Source organism: Paenibacillus wuxiensis (assembly GCF_040195695.1).
GTDB classification, from domain to species: Bacteria; Bacillota; Bacilli; order Paenibacillales; family Paenibacillaceae; genus Paenibacillus_B; species Paenibacillus_B suaedae.
This window is the reverse complement of the sequence record NZ_JBEFZI010000009.1, coordinates 62,406-76,386: the sequence shown is the minus strand read 5'-3', so window position 1 is coordinate 76,386 and position 13,981 is coordinate 62,406. Positions and strand designations below refer to the sequence as shown.

Here is a 13,981-nt window from a genome sequence, read left to right as displayed (position 1 = left end):
AAAACTACAAATATCCATGCAATCAAACAAAAATCCATACCAATTCTGGTATGGATGTAGTGGAATGAATCCCTCACTCTATTCTTCTTCGTTAAAGAATACTTTGTAATAGTGCATGCCACGCTCTTCATCATAACCCTTTTCAATGAAAGGAAAGCTCTCTGGCTTGAGCTTCATATCGATCCCCGTGTCTGTACGGATATTGTTCTTATGAGAGCGCTTGGCCTTCTTCAATGCAGGCTGCGAAATTGGAATTTCCGTAATCGGAGGCAGCTCATTGGCCTCCTCAAATGTTTCCTTATATGCCTTGAACAACGGTACAAGCTCAGGTTGCCCGATAACCTCTTCCGCGAATGCTTCCTCTTCGAATTGCTCATGCTTCGCAAAGTACTCCATCGTACTATTAATGAACATCAGCTTGTCCTTCTTCTCAGGGCGCTCTTCCGCAGCCGGAACGATGACATCTTCATAGAATTGCGTGCACATATCGATTGCCTTGTCCGTTAAATAATGCTCATCCTCAAGCAGCTTCACATTGAGGAAGTCCTCCATCCAATACTGTGCTGCCTCTCCGCCTTTGCCCGCTGACGTGTCAACGATGCCCAATACGTAACCAGAGTCCGCATACACGTTCAAAATAATGCAGCCCTTGTCGAGTTTGCGAATATTAATGCCCTGCTCCACCTGGAGTCCCAAGTCATCGGATGCTAGCTCATCAATTCGCATATATACATCCTTATTTTCGGACTTAAAGATCCCGATCGCATCAATACTGAAATTGTTGTACAAAATATTGTTTAGGTGCACAACGTACAGTTCGCCAGCCTTAATTTGCGGATGCGAGGATTGCTCATACAAATGATTCAGCATATGAACCGACTGTTCATGGAACGAGCCCGCCTGCTGGAATGTACGGCTCGCATAGGTATACATTTCATTTAAAGGTAACTCAGCTTCATGATGGAACGTATAATGCATGTCAAACTTAAAGCTGGAGATAAAATATTTAAGCAGCGTCTCGCGTACGTCGTCATTCGGTATATGGTACAGTTCGTTCGATACACGAACTCCTTCATCTTTGGATTGGTTGCCCACCTTATGAATCACCATCTGGTGAATGTCTACCTTGGATAGATCGATCATGTAATTCCCACTCCTCTTCTCGAAGTCACATTCCTCTATTGTAACGAAAAAGGATAGGATTCGGAAACTACAAAATGATAGAAACTTCTCCTAGATGTATAAAAAGAGGTGCCCGCTGGCGAAGTTAGTAAGGAGAGGAGGTGAATCAACCATGGCTAAAGACGTACTATGTGAAGTAAACTCCTGCAAGTACTGGGCAGCAGGCAACAAATGCGCTGCAACTTCTATCTATGTGGTGAACAATCGTGGCAAGCAAGCTGGCGATTCCGGTGACACGGACTGCAAAACATTCGAACCAAAGCTGTAAGGAGAATGGGGCGGCCGACACGCCGCCCTTGCTTACGCACGAATCACTCACAGTGATAATTATTCTCAACTATGGATGCGTTTATACACATCTATACACAATCCCCCTATTCCCTACGTTGTTCATTAATCATGAATACATCGTCATACATAAGGCGCTTTCAATGAATAGTTTGTTTCTTTTTCCCACGTAATTGTTATTCTGCTGTAAAGTCTTCGCTCTCACAAAGGTCTATACTAATAGAGCAGTCATCACAGAAGATCGTACACACGAAGGGATTGAAACATCAATGAACACAAAAAAGACAGTTGTTACACTTGCACTCTCCTGCACAATGATCGCAAACATGGGCACAGCAGCTTACGCGGCCCCCGTTGCAAGCAAAGCAGTCACTCCTACTCAAACAACAGCGACTCCATTAAACAATACATATACAACAAACAAAGTTGGTCTTGGTCTTACCTTGAAACAATTGCAGCAAAGCAAAGGCAAAGGGAAAATCGAATATACAGGCAAAAAAGCTACGATGATCGAGTACAAAGAAAAATGGTTCAACTTGAAACAGCCGATTACTGCTCAGTACATGCTGGACGATAACCAAAAAGTGTTCCAAGTTACGCTCGTATTTGACAATGAGATGGCAAAACAATTGACTCCGCAAATTTCCAAAGAGCTGGGCAAAGCATCTGAGCCAGTTTTGGATAAATCGGCACCTTCCGATTATGCGGCAAATTGGAAAACGAACGGCGTACTCTTTGATCTGCAAGGCTTTGGCAAATTGTCCGAAATGTACATATCCGCAATTCCAACACCAAAGGCAGCGAAGCAACCGATTAAAGTCACAAATAAATTTGTGCATGTCAATATGAGTGTACCTGTTCTATCGGGCTTGAAAGACAGCAAATACGAGGAGCAGCTAAATGATATTTTGATGCGTCATGCGATGAAGGAAAAAGCTGAAGTCTATGAAGCTTCCAAAAAAGCCGCTGAAGCTGCGAAAAAACAAAAGGCTTCCTTCGAACCGGCTGTGTTGAATTCTGATTTCCGCTTTGTAAAGAGCGGAAATGTCATGTCCCTGATTGCCGACACGTACAAAATCACGAGCGCAGAGGCTAACGGCACCAGCCGTACGGACACATATACCTTCCTGAATGAAGAGAATGCGCACGCCCTGCAGCTTGGCGATCTGTTCAACAAGGATACCGATTATAAAGCCCTGCTTGGCAATATCGTTCGCAATCAAATTGCTCTGAAGAAAAACAAAGACGATTTTAATTTCGAGCAAATTAAAGAAACACAAAACTTCTATGTATCGAACGGGTACCTCGTGCTGACATTTGACCGTTATGAAATTGCTCCTGGAGCAGATGGATCGCAAAGCTTCAAAATCCAGCTTTCTGCGATTCAATCGAAGCTTTCTGACTCTTTCAAGCAAGCACTGAAGGCTTAATGAGAGCTTAAGAAGGCATAACGACGCAACCAATCGAGCACACGAACAAGCAGCAATAAGCATACTCTAACCGCAAATTTTGTTGGACTGGCATTCCTTGTGTCAGTCCTTTTCTTTGTATACGGCATACGTACCTGATTGCTTACAGGCTATTGTCTATTCTCCGACCTCGAATGTCATTTTTTTCTTCCGCATGAATGAGACTGAACCCTTTATAATATACCTATGACTTCTTAGAAAGGGCGTAATGAAGGCTATGTCAGAACAACAATCAACAACAACATCTTCACTTCCTGCACCCAAACACTGCAAGGAATCCCGCGTCTTCAAGACCGGTCGTGTATTCCCTAACGATGTCAATAACCATCAGACGCTGTTCGGCGGTAAACTGATGAGTCTGATTGACGAGACAGCATCCATCTCCGCGATGCGTCACTGCCGTCATAATGTCGTGACTGCATCCACGGATTCCGTAGATTTTCTACGGCCGATTCGTCCCACAGATTCCGTCTGCCTAGAGTCCTTCGTCACTTGGACAGGCAAGACTAGCATTGAAGTATTCGTCAAGGTCATTGCAGAGCAGCTATATACCGGCGAGCGTGTTGTTGCCGCTACCTCCTTCCTGACCTTCGTAGCACGTCATGAGGACGGCTCAGCTGCGTTTGTGCCCCCTGTTATCCCTGATACAGAGGAAGAGAAGCTGCTTCATGAATCGGCCACAGAGCGAGCAGAGCTTCGCAAAGTAAGACGTATAGCGAGTAAACAGTTAGCGGATAAGCTAACAACGAGCAAGTACTGGGAGTAAACAACACAACACTTTACTCCTTTCAATAACGAGAAAAGGAAGCATACGATCTGCAAATGATGCTTTCTTATCCCTATATGAAAAAAAGCAGCGTTTCGAATTAGTTTCGAAATCGCTGCTTTTCTTATATCAACGCACTCTTACGCGTTAACTTTTTCTTTTGCAACTGTAGCCAAGGAGTTGAACGCGTTGATATCGTTCACTGCCAAGTCAGCCAACATTTTGCGGTTCACTTCAACACCAGCCAATTTCAGGCCGTGCATGAATTTGCTGTAGGACAAGCCGTTCATGCGAGCCGCTGCGTTGATACGAGCGATCCACAATTTGCGGAAGTCACGCTTCTTAACGCGACGATCGCGGTAAGCGTACAGCAAGGATTTCATCACTTGCTCGTTAGCTGTTTTGAACAATCTGTGTTTGGAACCGAAGTACCCTTTTGCCAATTTTAATACTTTTTTATGACGACGACGTGTCGTAAATCCGCCTTTTACTCGAGCCATTTCGTATTAACCTCCCAATCGATTCGATGTTTCCGTATAATTGCTTATTTCAAGTTAGCCAATTGTTGCTTCATACGACGAACGTCGCCTGCTGCCATTACTGGGCTAGTAGCAAGAACGCGCTTCGTGCGGTTCGATTTGTGGGAAAGCAAGTGATTGCGGTACGCTTTGTAGCGGCGCACTTTACCTGTTCCCGTAATTTTGAAGCGGCCTTTCAAGCTGCTGTGCGTTTTCATTTTAGGCATTATCGTTTCCTCCTCAAGTTCGGTATTCTTATCCGCCGCCTTCTTCTGCGCGGCGGGCCGAATTAGCTGTTCGTCTTCGGCGCCAAAATCATAATCATGCTGCGGCCTTCCAGCTTCGGTGTACGTTCAACGATGCAAAGCTCATTTGCTTCTTTCAGAACGCGCTCCAACACTTTCTTCCCGATATCAGCATGCGTGATTTCACGTCCGCGGAAACGAACAGAGCATTTTACTTTATCTCCGTCACGCAAAAACTTCAAGACATTGCGGAGCTTCGTATTGAAGTCGTGCTCCTCGATATTGGCGCGGAACCATACTTCTTTTACATCGACGATCTTCTGGTTCTTGCGCGCTTCCTTCTCTTTCTTCTGTTGCTCATAACGGAACTTACCGTAGTCCATAATACGACATACAGGCGGTTTTGCCTGCGGAGCCACGTTTACCAAGTCCAAGTTAGCGTCGTAAGCCATTTGCAGTGCTTCGCGGAACGGCGTAATGCCAATCTGCTCCCCAGCTGCACCAACTAAGCGAACCTCTCTTGCACGAATGTCCTCGTTAATCAAATGATCCTTGCTAATGGTGTGCCACCTCCATAATCGAATTTCCTGCATCTAACTGGTTATCGCATAAAAAAGGGATGCAAGCTCATCGAGCCCACATCCCTCACATAGACATTCTAATCTAGTGAGCACTGCCTAGGCAGTGCGAGTCATAACCAGCCAACAACATGTCGGTCAGGTGAGAAGCGTGGGCTTCTTCTTTCCAATTGCAATATGTGTTTCAAATACTTGAATAATATATCACAGTGAACTGGATCAAGTCAAGCCACTATTATTATTTTTTTACGCCTTACACTTGCTTGCCTTGCATCTCTTCCAAGCGCACAACTCGTGTATGCTCAGTGTGGCTCCATACCTTGTTGTTCTGAGTGAAGAATGCGTAGAACGTAATCGGCCACCAGGACAGCAAGAATACTGGGAATGTAATCAGAGATGCATAGATGCGCCAAGACTTGACACCTTCCAAAATCAACGCCAGTACGAATACAGCACAGGACAGCACAAGTGACACAACCGGAACCCACTCAGGCAGGTACTGGAAGAACGTTGCCACGTTCGGCCCATTGAAGAATGCTGCATCTACCCACATGAACGCCGTCATGAGGAAAGTAACCAAGACTGTATACACCGTAATTGTGTATAGCGCCATATCGAATTTCGCCAAGTTGCGCTCCTTGATGCTCTGCCACAGCAGCGGGAAGAAATAACGACGCGCTACGGTAAAGTGACCTTGCATCCAGCGCAGACGCTGACGAGCCGATGCCTTGAACGTAAGCGGCTTTTCATCAAACACGCGTGCATTGTAGTTCAGCACTGGGTTGATGCCGTTTTTAACACAGCGGGCAGTGAACTCCAGGTCCTCAACCAAGCTCGTTGCACCCCAGCCCATTTCCTTCAACAGCTTGCTCTCGAAGCACATTCCTGTACCGCCGAGGAAGTTAGCCATGTTCAAGTTCTTACGGGACAACTGCCACAGACGGTTGCAGTACCAGTATGTTACGCCATATGCGGCTGTAATCCAAGAATCCTCTGGATTCTTCGTATCGATGTATCCTTGAATAACGCGTGCCCCCGAGCACAGATCGTTGTTCATTTCAGTCAAAAAGTCTTTGCTTACCAAGTTGTCAGCGTCAAGCATAACAACTGCATCGTATTGACGCGGCATTTCCCACAGATTCTTCAACATCCATTCGATGGCATGACCCTTGCCTCGTTGATGCGGATTATGCCGTTCGCAAGCATATACGCCATGCTCTCTTACGATATCGGCTGTACCGTCCGTGCAATTGTCACAGATGACAAACACGTCGTACATTTCTCTCGGATAATCCAACGCCTTCAGATTTTCAACCAATGCTCCAATAACGGCTTCTTCATTGTGCGCTGCTACGAGCACAGCGAAGGATTTTTGCGGTTCGTATACTTTTTTCTCTTTTTTGCGGTAAATACCGAACAGCGACAAGGTAAACTGGTACACCCCAATCGCGGCCAGCAGAACCTGCAAGACGATAAATAACGTATCCACCATGCTTGGTGTCCCCCTTTTAAATAACCCCTACTTCAATTTCATTGTTGCGTTAACGAACACGGCGCTCTCTTTTTATGTATGAACGCATGCTCATCAACTCTATATATGGTTTACCCCGCTGAAAACGGTCGATCACGATTTTCTAATGTTTGCTTTCATTTGTCAAAACCTTTTATTGGCTTTCAACGCTTGAATATGAACATTATCGCCGAAGTTACTGTGCGAAGTCGCATCGAATCATGCTTTCCCGCAAGGTTATGTTATATTTTCATCCAAATGCTAAGAAATTATGGCTTTTGACCCCCTTTTCGTCAAAATTTGCTGTTCTTTCAAAGCTGATCCAGGATCCGAAAGACAATGAGAATGGAACAATTTACTTTTTTTTGTGTTAGGGATATGCCCTCTCTTATTATGGACGTATTACAACGGAAGAAAGTTTCAGGTAATGTTTATTACCCGTTTGGAATATATGGAAAACATGTCTCTGGCATTATCTTCATACAGCATTGCCAAAGATGCTGATGAATAGAACCCTTACCATTCATAACCTCTGTCAGAGCGGATTCACCGCATAATCCTACCGTACATGCTACACCATTCATTACAGGGCACTACAGCAAGATAATCGAAGAAATAGGCATTCTACGTGCGTAATTCGCGATTTTGCAGGCAGTATCACTTCAAGGTAAAATAGGAATAACTTGTTGAAATGCTCGGCATTTGAAAATATGATTAAAGATGCTCTTTGAACTTGTAGCGACTTCAGATAAAATTCACAAACCCATCATCTTCTGTTAATGTTACGCTGTTACGATCATATTATTAAATACCGGATAACGGAGGAACCGACATGACCCGTGTTATCGCGTGGCTGGGTAATCGTGAGCGTCAATTATTCTTTTGGATTAATCACCGGCTGCATCACCGGAGCATGAATATTATATTGTATACATTGACCCATCTGGGCGGGGCAACCTTTACGATTGCCTTTACCTTGCTGCTTGCCTGGCTAGCGCCTAATCCATGGAATATCGTTGGCTGGCAATGTGTTGCTGCACTTGCAGTTAGCCATCTGCCTGTCGCCTTAATTAAGAAGTGGTATCCGCGTGTGCGTCCACACTTAGCATTGCCTAATATACGCACATTCCGCAAGCCGCTTGTTGACCATTCATTTCCTTCTGGACATACGACAGCCATATTCTCAGTCGTTGTCCCGCTCATAATAGCTAACCCGACTCTGTCATGGGGACTTCTGCCGATTGCATGTATCGTCGCACTGTCCCGTATGTACTTAGGACTTCACTATCCATCCGACTGTCTTGCTGGCGCATTCATCGGTACAGGCGCTGCCGTAAGCACCGTTGCTTTATGGCCTATTGTGTAATCACGGACATCGGGTATAGTAGGGTATAGAAATTATGATATATCTAGAAGATCGAATAGAAGGGTGAAATACCGTGCATCAAGCAATGACATTTACACTTCCCTCCGGCATCACTCTTGGTGCCGAGCACGAAGGAAAGAAGCGTATACTGCTGCTGTCAGAGCGTTTCGGAGCTGGTCACACCCAAGCTGCCCATGCACTTGCTGTCAGCCTTCGCAAGCTGTCTCCGCATGTGCAAACTCGTGTGATGGAGCTTGGGAGCTTCCTTAACCCAAAGACAGCTCCGCTCATTATAGAAGCATATCGCAAGACTGTGCTTATACAGCCGAAGCTGGTAGGCTTTATGTATAAGACACAGTACAATAGATCGCTAAATCGACTGACTACAATGGCGCTGCACCGGGTATTCTACACTCATGCTATGTCCGTTATGCGTCAGCTTAAGCCTGATATGATCGTATGCACTCATCCGATCCCAAGCGCTGTCATTTCCCGATTGCGCAGGCTTGGACTTAATGTCCCGCTCTGTACGGTCATTACCGATTATGATGCGCATGCAGCCTGGGTGAGTCCGGCTGTGAATCGCTATTTCGTCTCAACGCCAGAGGTGAAGGAGAAGCTAGAACTGCATGGCGTAAGCAGCGATTCCATACAAGTGACAGGGATTCCTGTCCATCCGAATTTCTGGGAGCCGCATGATGGAATGGGCAAATCATCCATCCGCGCCCGCTTCGGGCTGAAAGACATGCCGACTGTGCTCGTCATGGGCGGTGGCTGGGGAATGATGGATTCGACACAATCCACAGAGCTGCTCACCCGCTGGCGCAAAGATGTACAGTTTATTTTTTGTATCGGGAATAATGAGAAACTTCGCCGTCGTATGCTGGAGAATCCTCGCTTCCAGTATGAGAATATTCATCTGATGGGTTACACCAAGGAAGTTGACCAATTGATGGATGTGTCCGACCTGCTCGTTACCAAGCCAGGCGGGATGACTTGTACTGAAGCGCTGGCCAAGGGAATCCCGATGCTCTTCTATCAGCCGCTCCCCGGCCAAGAGGAAGAGAATGCCCACTACTTCACGGAGAAGGGATATGGCGAGTCGATCGAGTCTGCACATACGATTACGAAATGGATGAATCTTCTTGTACATCATTACGATGAGGTCTCCGCACGCCGCTTAGAGCATGAGCAGAAGGCATCTCGTTATCATCCTAAGGTATGTGCGGAAGCAATCCTACAAATGATGAATGTGCCATTTACTTCAATCGAATAACAGTAAAGCCGCTATCAAGCATGCGAACGATGAAGCACTGTCATCTATCATTCATGCGGAATAGCGGCTTTTTTGATCATCCATATATGATTTCGACCCGGAATTAACGGGATGCGTAAGGCTCATTGTGAGGCAAGGAAGAGCGGTACTGCTTGTACGCCTGATCCCCAACGAGCACCTCGACACGATGAATATTCATGCCTTTGCCCATAAATTTCTCTTCGTACTCTGTCATAACATGCTCTTCATTGATGCCATCACGATGCAGGTTCAAGGAGATATTCCGCATTTGAAGCCCCATCTCTGCGAAGGAGTTCAAGGAAAACTCGAACAAGGTCTCTGAATCCGTTTTGAAATGAATCTCACCTGTATTGCTCAATGCATAACGATACTTCTCAACAAGACGCGAATGGGTCAAGCGACGGCGTGCGTGCTTCTTCTTCGGCCACGGATCACTGAAGTTCAAGTATACGCGCTCAAGTTCGCCTTCTGCAAAAATTTGCTCCAAAAATTCAACATTCGCGCGCACCAGCTTCAGGTTGGACGCTTCCTGCATTCCTGCTTCTTCTCGAAATAATCGAGCCTTCTCACATCCGCGAGCGATCAACTCATCGTACATATCCACACCGATGAAGTTGATGTCTGGGTACTTCAAGCTCATCTTACTGATGAACTGCCCTTTTCCCATTCCCAGCTCAACATATATGGGGCGGTCATTTCCGAACGCCTCACTCCATTTGCCCTTCAACTGCTCCGGCTCAAGCACGACCAAGTCGGTTTGCTCTGCAAGCAGCTCTTTTGCTCCTCTTTTGCCACGTAAGCGCATGTGTGCTTTCCTCCATACTGATTATGCTCCAAGCCCTTATTGTGCATGACAAGCGATAAAAAGTAAAGACGGCGATGCAGGCAAATAAGAACAACAGAGCTTGCCCGCTGTCTTCGCTTTTACGGCTAAATCTGCTACAATAATACAATGGGATTGTTATCGATAAGCTTCCGTTATGGACGGCGTACGTTTTGCATAACAATCAACTTACACTGCAATTGAAAGGGCTTGTATGCCATTGGACGGCTTCATACACACACAATCGACTTCCCCCCTCTTGTGGGGAGACAAGCGGTTTCATACATGGAATTATGAGATGCGCGAGCAATTCGGAGAAAAGGTATTCAAAGTGATGCTCGACGCTGGGTTTACCTGTCCGAATCGGGACGGAAGCATCGCAATTGGCGGCTGTACGTTCTGCAGCTCTCGTGGTTCCGGAGATTTCGCCGGTCGTCGGCGCGACGATCTGGTCACTCAATTCAACACCATTCGAGACAGACAACATGCGAAATGGCCAAACGCCAAATATATTGGCTATTTTCAAGCTTATACGAATACGTATGCACCAGTGGACGTATTGCGAGATTACTTCGAAGTCATTCTTGAGCAGCCTGGTGTCGTCGGCTTGTCCATTGCGACACGGCCTGACTGTTTGCCGGACGATGTTGTCGAATACTTGGCAGAGCTTAATAAGCGCACGTATTTATGGATCGAGATGGGACTGCAGACAATTCATGAATCGACATCTCAGCTTATTAACCGCGCGCATGACACGGCATGCTACATCGAAGCCGTAGAGAAGCTGCGCAAGCATAATATTCGCGTCTGCACTCACATCATCTACGGACTACCGCAAGAGACGCATAGTATGATGCTCGAGACGGCCCAAGCTGTCGCTCAGATGGATGTGCAAGGCATTAAGCTTCATCTGCTTCATCTCATGCGCAAGACCCCGATGGTGAAGCAATATGAAGCTGGATTGCTGCGCTTCCTGGAGATGGATGAGTATATCAAGCTTATCGTCGATTCGCTTGAAATGCTTCCTCCGGAGATGATCGTCCACCGCGTTACAGGTGACGCACCACGGGACTTAATTATTGGACCGATGTGGAGCATGAGAAAATGGGAAGTGCTCAATGGCATCGATGCGGAGCTGAAACGGCGCAACACATGGCAGGGCAAGTATTGGAGGGAGTCATAAGATGGGATTTCTATCCGTACTCGGCTATGCACAGCAAGTGGTGAAGGAGCGCGTGCAGCCCGGTGAACGCGTAATTGATGCAACGATGGGAACAGGTGTAGATACCTTATTTCTCGCCCGCCTAACTGGATCGCGCGGCTCAGTAGCCGCCTTCGATGTCCAGGAAGAAGCGCTTGAGCTGACTCGTAAGCGGCTTCATCGTGAGCTGGGCGAAGACGAATACGCACATGTCAGCTTGCTTCAGGCAAGCCATCATGCCATGAATGAAGTGCTGGGCGAAGAATGGTTCGGTACAACCGCTGCCATCATGTTCAATCTTGGGTATCTGCCTACGAATGAGGCAGATAAGCGCATTATGACCGTCCCTGAGACGACACTTACAGCACTCGACAACGGTTTATCTATGCTGCGTCCTGGCGGAGTGCTTAGTATTGTACTCTATCCCGGACACAGTGGCGGCGATGATGAGGCCGATCAAGTGCGAGCTTGGGCGGAGTCTCTTCCAGCTCGTCTTGGGCAAGCCGTTATTTATCGAATGCTGCAGCGTCCAGATGCACCTTATGTCATTGCGGTAGAGAAACGAAAATAACATCTGATCGCGTGTAGAGCCTTTCCCACTTGGATTGGCAATTGCAGCTTCCGCTTCGATATCTGCCCCACCATCCTGTTCACCATGTTGAAGGAGTTGTTGTGAAATGGCAGTTCGCAAAATAGAGCACGTTGGGATCATGGTTCGCAATATAGAACTATCCATTCGATTCTATGAGGAAGTCATCGGCTTGAAGCTGAAAGGAACCCTTCTTCATACGAATGGTGTCATTCGCCTCGCCTTTCTCGGATGGGACGGTGCTGACGAAACGGAAGTTGAACTTGTAGAAGGTTATTCTGGAAGCTTAACGGAAGAAGGCAAGGTTCACCATATCGCCTTCACTGTTGACGATATAGAGGCTGAGTTGGCTCGAATGAAGAGCCTGCCTCAAGTTGAGCTTATTGATGAAGAACTGGTTACCTTGCCGAACGGCAGCCGCTATTTTTTCTTTAAGGGTCCGGACGGCGAGAGACTTGAGTTTTTCCAAACAACTAGATAATAGACAACTCGGGAGTGAGAGAACATGACAAGACCTTATCCATTGAAGTTTCAACCTGAATTCAAAGAACGCGTATGGGGCGGCCGTGCTCTGACGCAATTTGGACTGGATTTGCCAGAAGGACATATCGGTGAAGGCTGGATGATCGGTGATCATCCGAACGGTACGACGAAGGTCGTTAACGGTGAACTGGCTGGACTTGGCTTGGACGAAGTACGTGAACAATACGGCAAGGAATGGTTCGGCTCCAAGGGCTTCTCTGAGAAGAACGGCCGATTCCCATTGCTTATCAAGCTGTTGGACTGCAATGATGATCTCTCTATTCAGGTGCATCCTACTGACACGTATGAAGGTCTGCCGCAAGGCGAACTGGGCAAGACAGAGATGTGGTATGTGCTTGATGCGAAGCCAGACGCGAAAATCATTTACGGTTTGAAGGAAGGCATTGATCGCGCAGCAATGGCAGAGGCGATCGAAGAAGGCCGCATTATGGAAGTTCTGCAAGAAGTATCCGTCCAGGCCGGGGACACCTTCTACATTCCAGCTGGTACGGTTCACGCGCTGTGTGCAGGTGTCGTAGTCGCTGAGATTCAACAGAACTCCGATACGACTTATCGCTTGTACGACTACAACCGTCCAGGTCTCGACGGCAAGCCGCGCGAGCTGCACATTGAGGATTCCTTGAATGTCATCGCATACGAAGGCGCGGGCGCAACTCGCATGTCTACAAATGGCGCTGTCGCTAATGAGTGGCTGGTGCTCGCGGAGTCTCCGTACTTCCGTGTAGAAAAAGGCATCGTTGAGAAGCCATGGGCACTCGCAACAACAGAAGAGAGCTTCGTCATTCTTGTTGTGTGCGAAGGAACAGGCACACTTACAACTGCTGACGAGCAGATCGCATTCAAAGCAGGCGAATGCTTCTTGCTTCCAGCTAACCTTGGTGAATATACGCTTGATGGCAACTGCACTGTATTGCGCTCTGTTGCTCCTTAATGCACGCATAATTGACTTGGCATCCGGCTCCTTACGGGGAGACCGGGTGCCATTTTATTAGCAAGGTGCCTACACTTGCACGTTCACTTGCATTTACACGAGCTTTTTTCTTTTGAATGGAGGAACATAGATGAATGCGAATAAGGAATTTCTAGAAAATCCGGAACCACCACAGTCAACAGATGAATATGATAACAAGCTTATTTCCTATCTCCGCGCGAATCAAATGGCTGCTGAACATCTGCGTCTACATACACTGTGCCATTCCGTTGAGGATGCTGCTCAAGCGGTGCAAGCCGATAAAGCTGATTTTGTTAAAAATGTCTGCATGATCGATGGTGAAGGTCACTTACTTGTAGCCATCGTCAAGGGCGAAGACCGCGCAAGCACCAGCAGAGTTGGCAAGGCACTGCTTATTCCCCCTCCACGCTTGGCGCTCGAGCAAGAAATGCTTCAGCTAGCCGGATATCCTGCCGGCGGGATTCCTTCCTTTGGGTTCACAGCCACATTTCTTATCGATCCGAAAGTTCTGGAACAGGAATTCGTATATACAGGCGGGGGCTCCCCCTATTCACTGACGCGAATCTCCGTTCAAGAAATGGTGCGTGTCAATCAAGCTATTGTAGCACGAGTACGAAAATAACTGTCCAAATATACAAATAAGCGCCTAGTGAC

The 13,981-nt window shown here is 47.0% G+C and carries 16 protein-coding genes; 10 read left to right on the top strand and 6 right to left on the bottom strand.

What is annotated here, in order from left to right; translation table 11 throughout:
• Window positions 1–78 precede the first annotated feature (78 nt).
• Window positions 79–1,143, bottom strand: coding sequence for a nucleoid-associated protein (locus ABN764_RS21010; RefSeq protein ID WP_021254464.1), 1,065 nt, complete (start codon window positions 1,141–1,143; stop codon window positions 79–81).
• A 151-nt stretch (window positions 1,144–1,294) separates the two neighbouring features.
• Here ABN764_RS21010 and ABN764_RS21005 point away from each other — a divergent pair, with 151 nt between their 5' ends.
• The 3 genes from ABN764_RS21005 (at window position 1,295) to ABN764_RS20995 (ending at window position 3,705) form a co-directional block, all read left to right on the top strand.
• On the top strand, window positions 1,295–1,450 hold the full coding sequence (locus tag ABN764_RS21005; RefSeq protein WP_005548696.1) for a DUF1540 domain-containing protein: 156 nt from the start codon (window positions 1,295–1,297) through the stop codon (window positions 1,448–1,450).
• 289 nt (window positions 1,451–1,739) lie between these two features.
• Window positions 1,740–2,900 carry an RsiV family protein gene (locus tag ABN764_RS21000; RefSeq protein ID WP_446673009.1) on the top strand — a complete coding sequence of 387 codons (1,161 nt, stop codon included), beginning with the start codon at window positions 1,740–1,742 and terminating at the stop codon, window positions 2,898–2,900.
• Window positions 2,901–3,147: 247 nt separating this feature from the next.
• Complete coding sequence (locus tag ABN764_RS20995) at window positions 3,148–3,705, top strand: acyl-CoA thioesterase (RefSeq protein WP_174808573.1); 558 nt, start codon at window positions 3,148–3,150, stop codon at window positions 3,703–3,705.
• A gap of 140 nt (window positions 3,706–3,845) precedes the next feature.
• Here ABN764_RS20995 and rplT read toward each other — a convergent pair whose 3' ends face one another.
• From rplT to ABN764_RS20975, 4 genes are all read right to left on the bottom strand, one after another.
• The gene (gene rplT / locus ABN764_RS20990; RefSeq protein WP_021254461.1) at window positions 3,846–4,205 is read right to left on the bottom strand and encodes a 50S ribosomal protein L20; all 360 of its coding nucleotides are present in this window, start codon (window positions 4,203–4,205) and stop codon (window positions 3,846–3,848) included.
• Between the two features lie 44 nt (window positions 4,206–4,249).
• Window positions 4,250–4,450 carry a 50S ribosomal protein L35 gene (gene rpmI / locus ABN764_RS20985; protein WP_005548700.1) on the bottom strand — a complete coding sequence of 67 codons (201 nt, stop codon included), beginning with the start codon at window positions 4,448–4,450 and terminating at the stop codon, window positions 4,250–4,252.
• A 62-nt stretch (window positions 4,451–4,512) separates the two neighbouring features.
• The gene (infC, locus tag ABN764_RS20980) at window positions 4,513–5,013 is read right to left on the bottom strand and encodes a translation initiation factor IF-3 (RefSeq protein WP_021254460.1); all 501 of its coding nucleotides are present in this window, start codon (window positions 5,011–5,013) and stop codon (window positions 4,513–4,515) included.
• Between the two features lie 286 nt (window positions 5,014–5,299).
• On the bottom strand, window positions 5,300–6,538 hold the full coding sequence (locus ABN764_RS20975) for a glycosyltransferase family 2 protein (protein WP_021254459.1): 1,239 nt from the start codon (window positions 6,536–6,538) through the stop codon (window positions 5,300–5,302).
• Between the two features lie 850 nt (window positions 6,539–7,388).
• Between ABN764_RS20975 and ABN764_RS20970 the strand changes: the two genes are divergently transcribed.
• Window positions 7,389–7,922 carry a phosphatase PAP2 family protein gene (locus ABN764_RS20970; protein ID WP_021254458.1) on the top strand — a complete coding sequence of 178 codons (534 nt, stop codon included), beginning with the start codon at window positions 7,389–7,391 and terminating at the stop codon, window positions 7,920–7,922.
• Between the two features lie 85 nt (window positions 7,923–8,007).
• Window positions 8,008–9,198 carry an MGDG synthase family glycosyltransferase gene (locus tag ABN764_RS20965; protein WP_174808574.1) on the top strand — a complete coding sequence of 397 codons (1,191 nt, stop codon included), beginning with the start codon at window positions 8,008–8,010 and terminating at the stop codon, window positions 9,196–9,198.
• Window positions 9,199–9,301: 103 nt separating this feature from the next.
• Here ABN764_RS20965 and trmB read toward each other — a convergent pair whose 3' ends face one another.
• Window positions 9,302–10,024 (bottom strand): tRNA (guanosine(46)-N7)-methyltransferase TrmB, encoded by a 723-nt coding sequence (gene trmB / locus ABN764_RS20960; RefSeq protein WP_174808572.1) that lies wholly within the window; start codon window positions 10,022–10,024, stop codon window positions 9,302–9,304.
• A gap of 232 nt (window positions 10,025–10,256) precedes the next feature.
• Between trmB and mnmL the strand changes: the two genes are divergently transcribed.
• The 5 genes from mnmL to ABN764_RS20935 all read left to right on the top strand — a co-directional run bounded on the left by mnmL (window position 10,257) and on the right by ABN764_RS20935 (window position 13,949).
• On the top strand, window positions 10,257–11,225 hold the full coding sequence (gene mnmL / locus ABN764_RS20955) for a tRNA modification radical SAM protein MnmL/YtqA (protein ID WP_072727244.1): 969 nt from the start codon (window positions 10,257–10,259) through the stop codon (window positions 11,223–11,225).
• Window position 11,226: 1 nt separating this feature from the next.
• Window positions 11,227–11,814 carry a tRNA 5-(aminomethyl)-2-thiouridylate-methyltransferase MnmM gene (gene mnmM / locus ABN764_RS20950; RefSeq protein ID WP_174808571.1) on the top strand — a complete coding sequence of 196 codons (588 nt, stop codon included), beginning with the start codon at window positions 11,227–11,229 and terminating at the stop codon, window positions 11,812–11,814.
• Window positions 11,815–11,920: 106 nt separating this feature from the next.
• Window positions 11,921–12,313 (top strand): VOC family protein, encoded by a 393-nt coding sequence (locus ABN764_RS20945; RefSeq protein WP_268623744.1) that lies wholly within the window; start codon window positions 11,921–11,923, stop codon window positions 12,311–12,313.
• A gap of 24 nt (window positions 12,314–12,337) precedes the next feature.
• A complete protein-coding gene (locus ABN764_RS20940) occupies window positions 12,338–13,306 on the top strand; it encodes a type I phosphomannose isomerase catalytic subunit (protein ID WP_142543933.1) in 969 nt (322 codons plus the stop codon).
• A 130-nt stretch (window positions 13,307–13,436) separates the two neighbouring features.
• Window positions 13,437–13,949: an aminoacyl-tRNA deacylase gene (locus tag ABN764_RS20935; protein WP_446673008.1), complete on the top strand. Its 513-nt coding sequence runs from the start codon at window positions 13,437–13,439 to the stop codon at window positions 13,947–13,949.
• Window positions 13,950–13,981 lie beyond the last annotated feature (32 nt).

What these genes read in the sequence shown, in the direction of transcription:
- mnmL (WP_072727244.1), top strand. Translation starts at nt 10,257, where the DNA reads ATGCCATTGGACGGCTTCATACACACACAATCGACTTCCCCCCTCTTG.
- rplT (WP_021254461.1), bottom strand. Translation starts at nt 4,205, where the DNA reads ATGGCTCGAGTAAAAGGCGGATTTACGACACGTCGTCGTCATAAAAAA.
- ABN764_RS21000 (WP_446673009.1), top strand. Translation starts at nt 1,740, where the DNA reads ATGAACACAAAAAAGACAGTTGTTACACTTGCACTCTCCTGCACAATG.
- ABN764_RS20965 (WP_174808574.1), top strand. Translation starts at nt 8,008, where the DNA reads ATGACATTTACACTTCCCTCCGGCATCACTCTTGGTGCCGAGCACGAA.
- ABN764_RS21005 (WP_005548696.1), top strand. Translation starts at nt 1,295, where the DNA reads ATGGCTAAAGACGTACTATGTGAAGTAAACTCCTGCAAGTACTGGGCA.
- ABN764_RS20940 (WP_142543933.1), top strand. Translation starts at nt 12,338, where the DNA reads ATGACAAGACCTTATCCATTGAAGTTTCAACCTGAATTCAAAGAACGC.
- ABN764_RS20935 (WP_446673008.1), top strand. Translation starts at nt 13,437, where the DNA reads ATGAATGCGAATAAGGAATTTCTAGAAAATCCGGAACCACCACAGTCA.
- trmB (WP_174808572.1), bottom strand. Translation starts at nt 10,024, where the DNA reads ATGCGCTTACGTGGCAAAAGAGGAGCAAAAGAGCTGCTTGCAGAGCAA.
- rpmI (WP_005548700.1), bottom strand. Translation starts at nt 4,450, where the DNA reads ATGCCTAAAATGAAAACGCACAGCAGCTTGAAAGGCCGCTTCAAAATT.
- mnmM (WP_174808571.1), top strand. Translation starts at nt 11,227, where the DNA reads ATGGGATTTCTATCCGTACTCGGCTATGCACAGCAAGTGGTGAAGGAG.
- ABN764_RS21010 (WP_021254464.1), bottom strand. Translation starts at nt 1,143, where the DNA reads ATGATCGATCTATCCAAGGTAGACATTCACCAGATGGTGATTCATAAG.
- ABN764_RS20975 (WP_021254459.1), bottom strand. Translation starts at nt 6,538, where the DNA reads ATGGTGGATACGTTATTTATCGTCTTGCAGGTTCTGCTGGCCGCGATT.
- ABN764_RS20995 (WP_174808573.1), top strand. Translation starts at nt 3,148, where the DNA reads ATGAAGGCTATGTCAGAACAACAATCAACAACAACATCTTCACTTCCT.
- ABN764_RS20945 (WP_268623744.1), top strand. Translation starts at nt 11,921, where the DNA reads ATGGCAGTTCGCAAAATAGAGCACGTTGGGATCATGGTTCGCAATATA.
- ABN764_RS20970 (WP_021254458.1), top strand. Translation starts at nt 7,389, where the DNA reads ATGACCCGTGTTATCGCGTGGCTGGGTAATCGTGAGCGTCAATTATTC.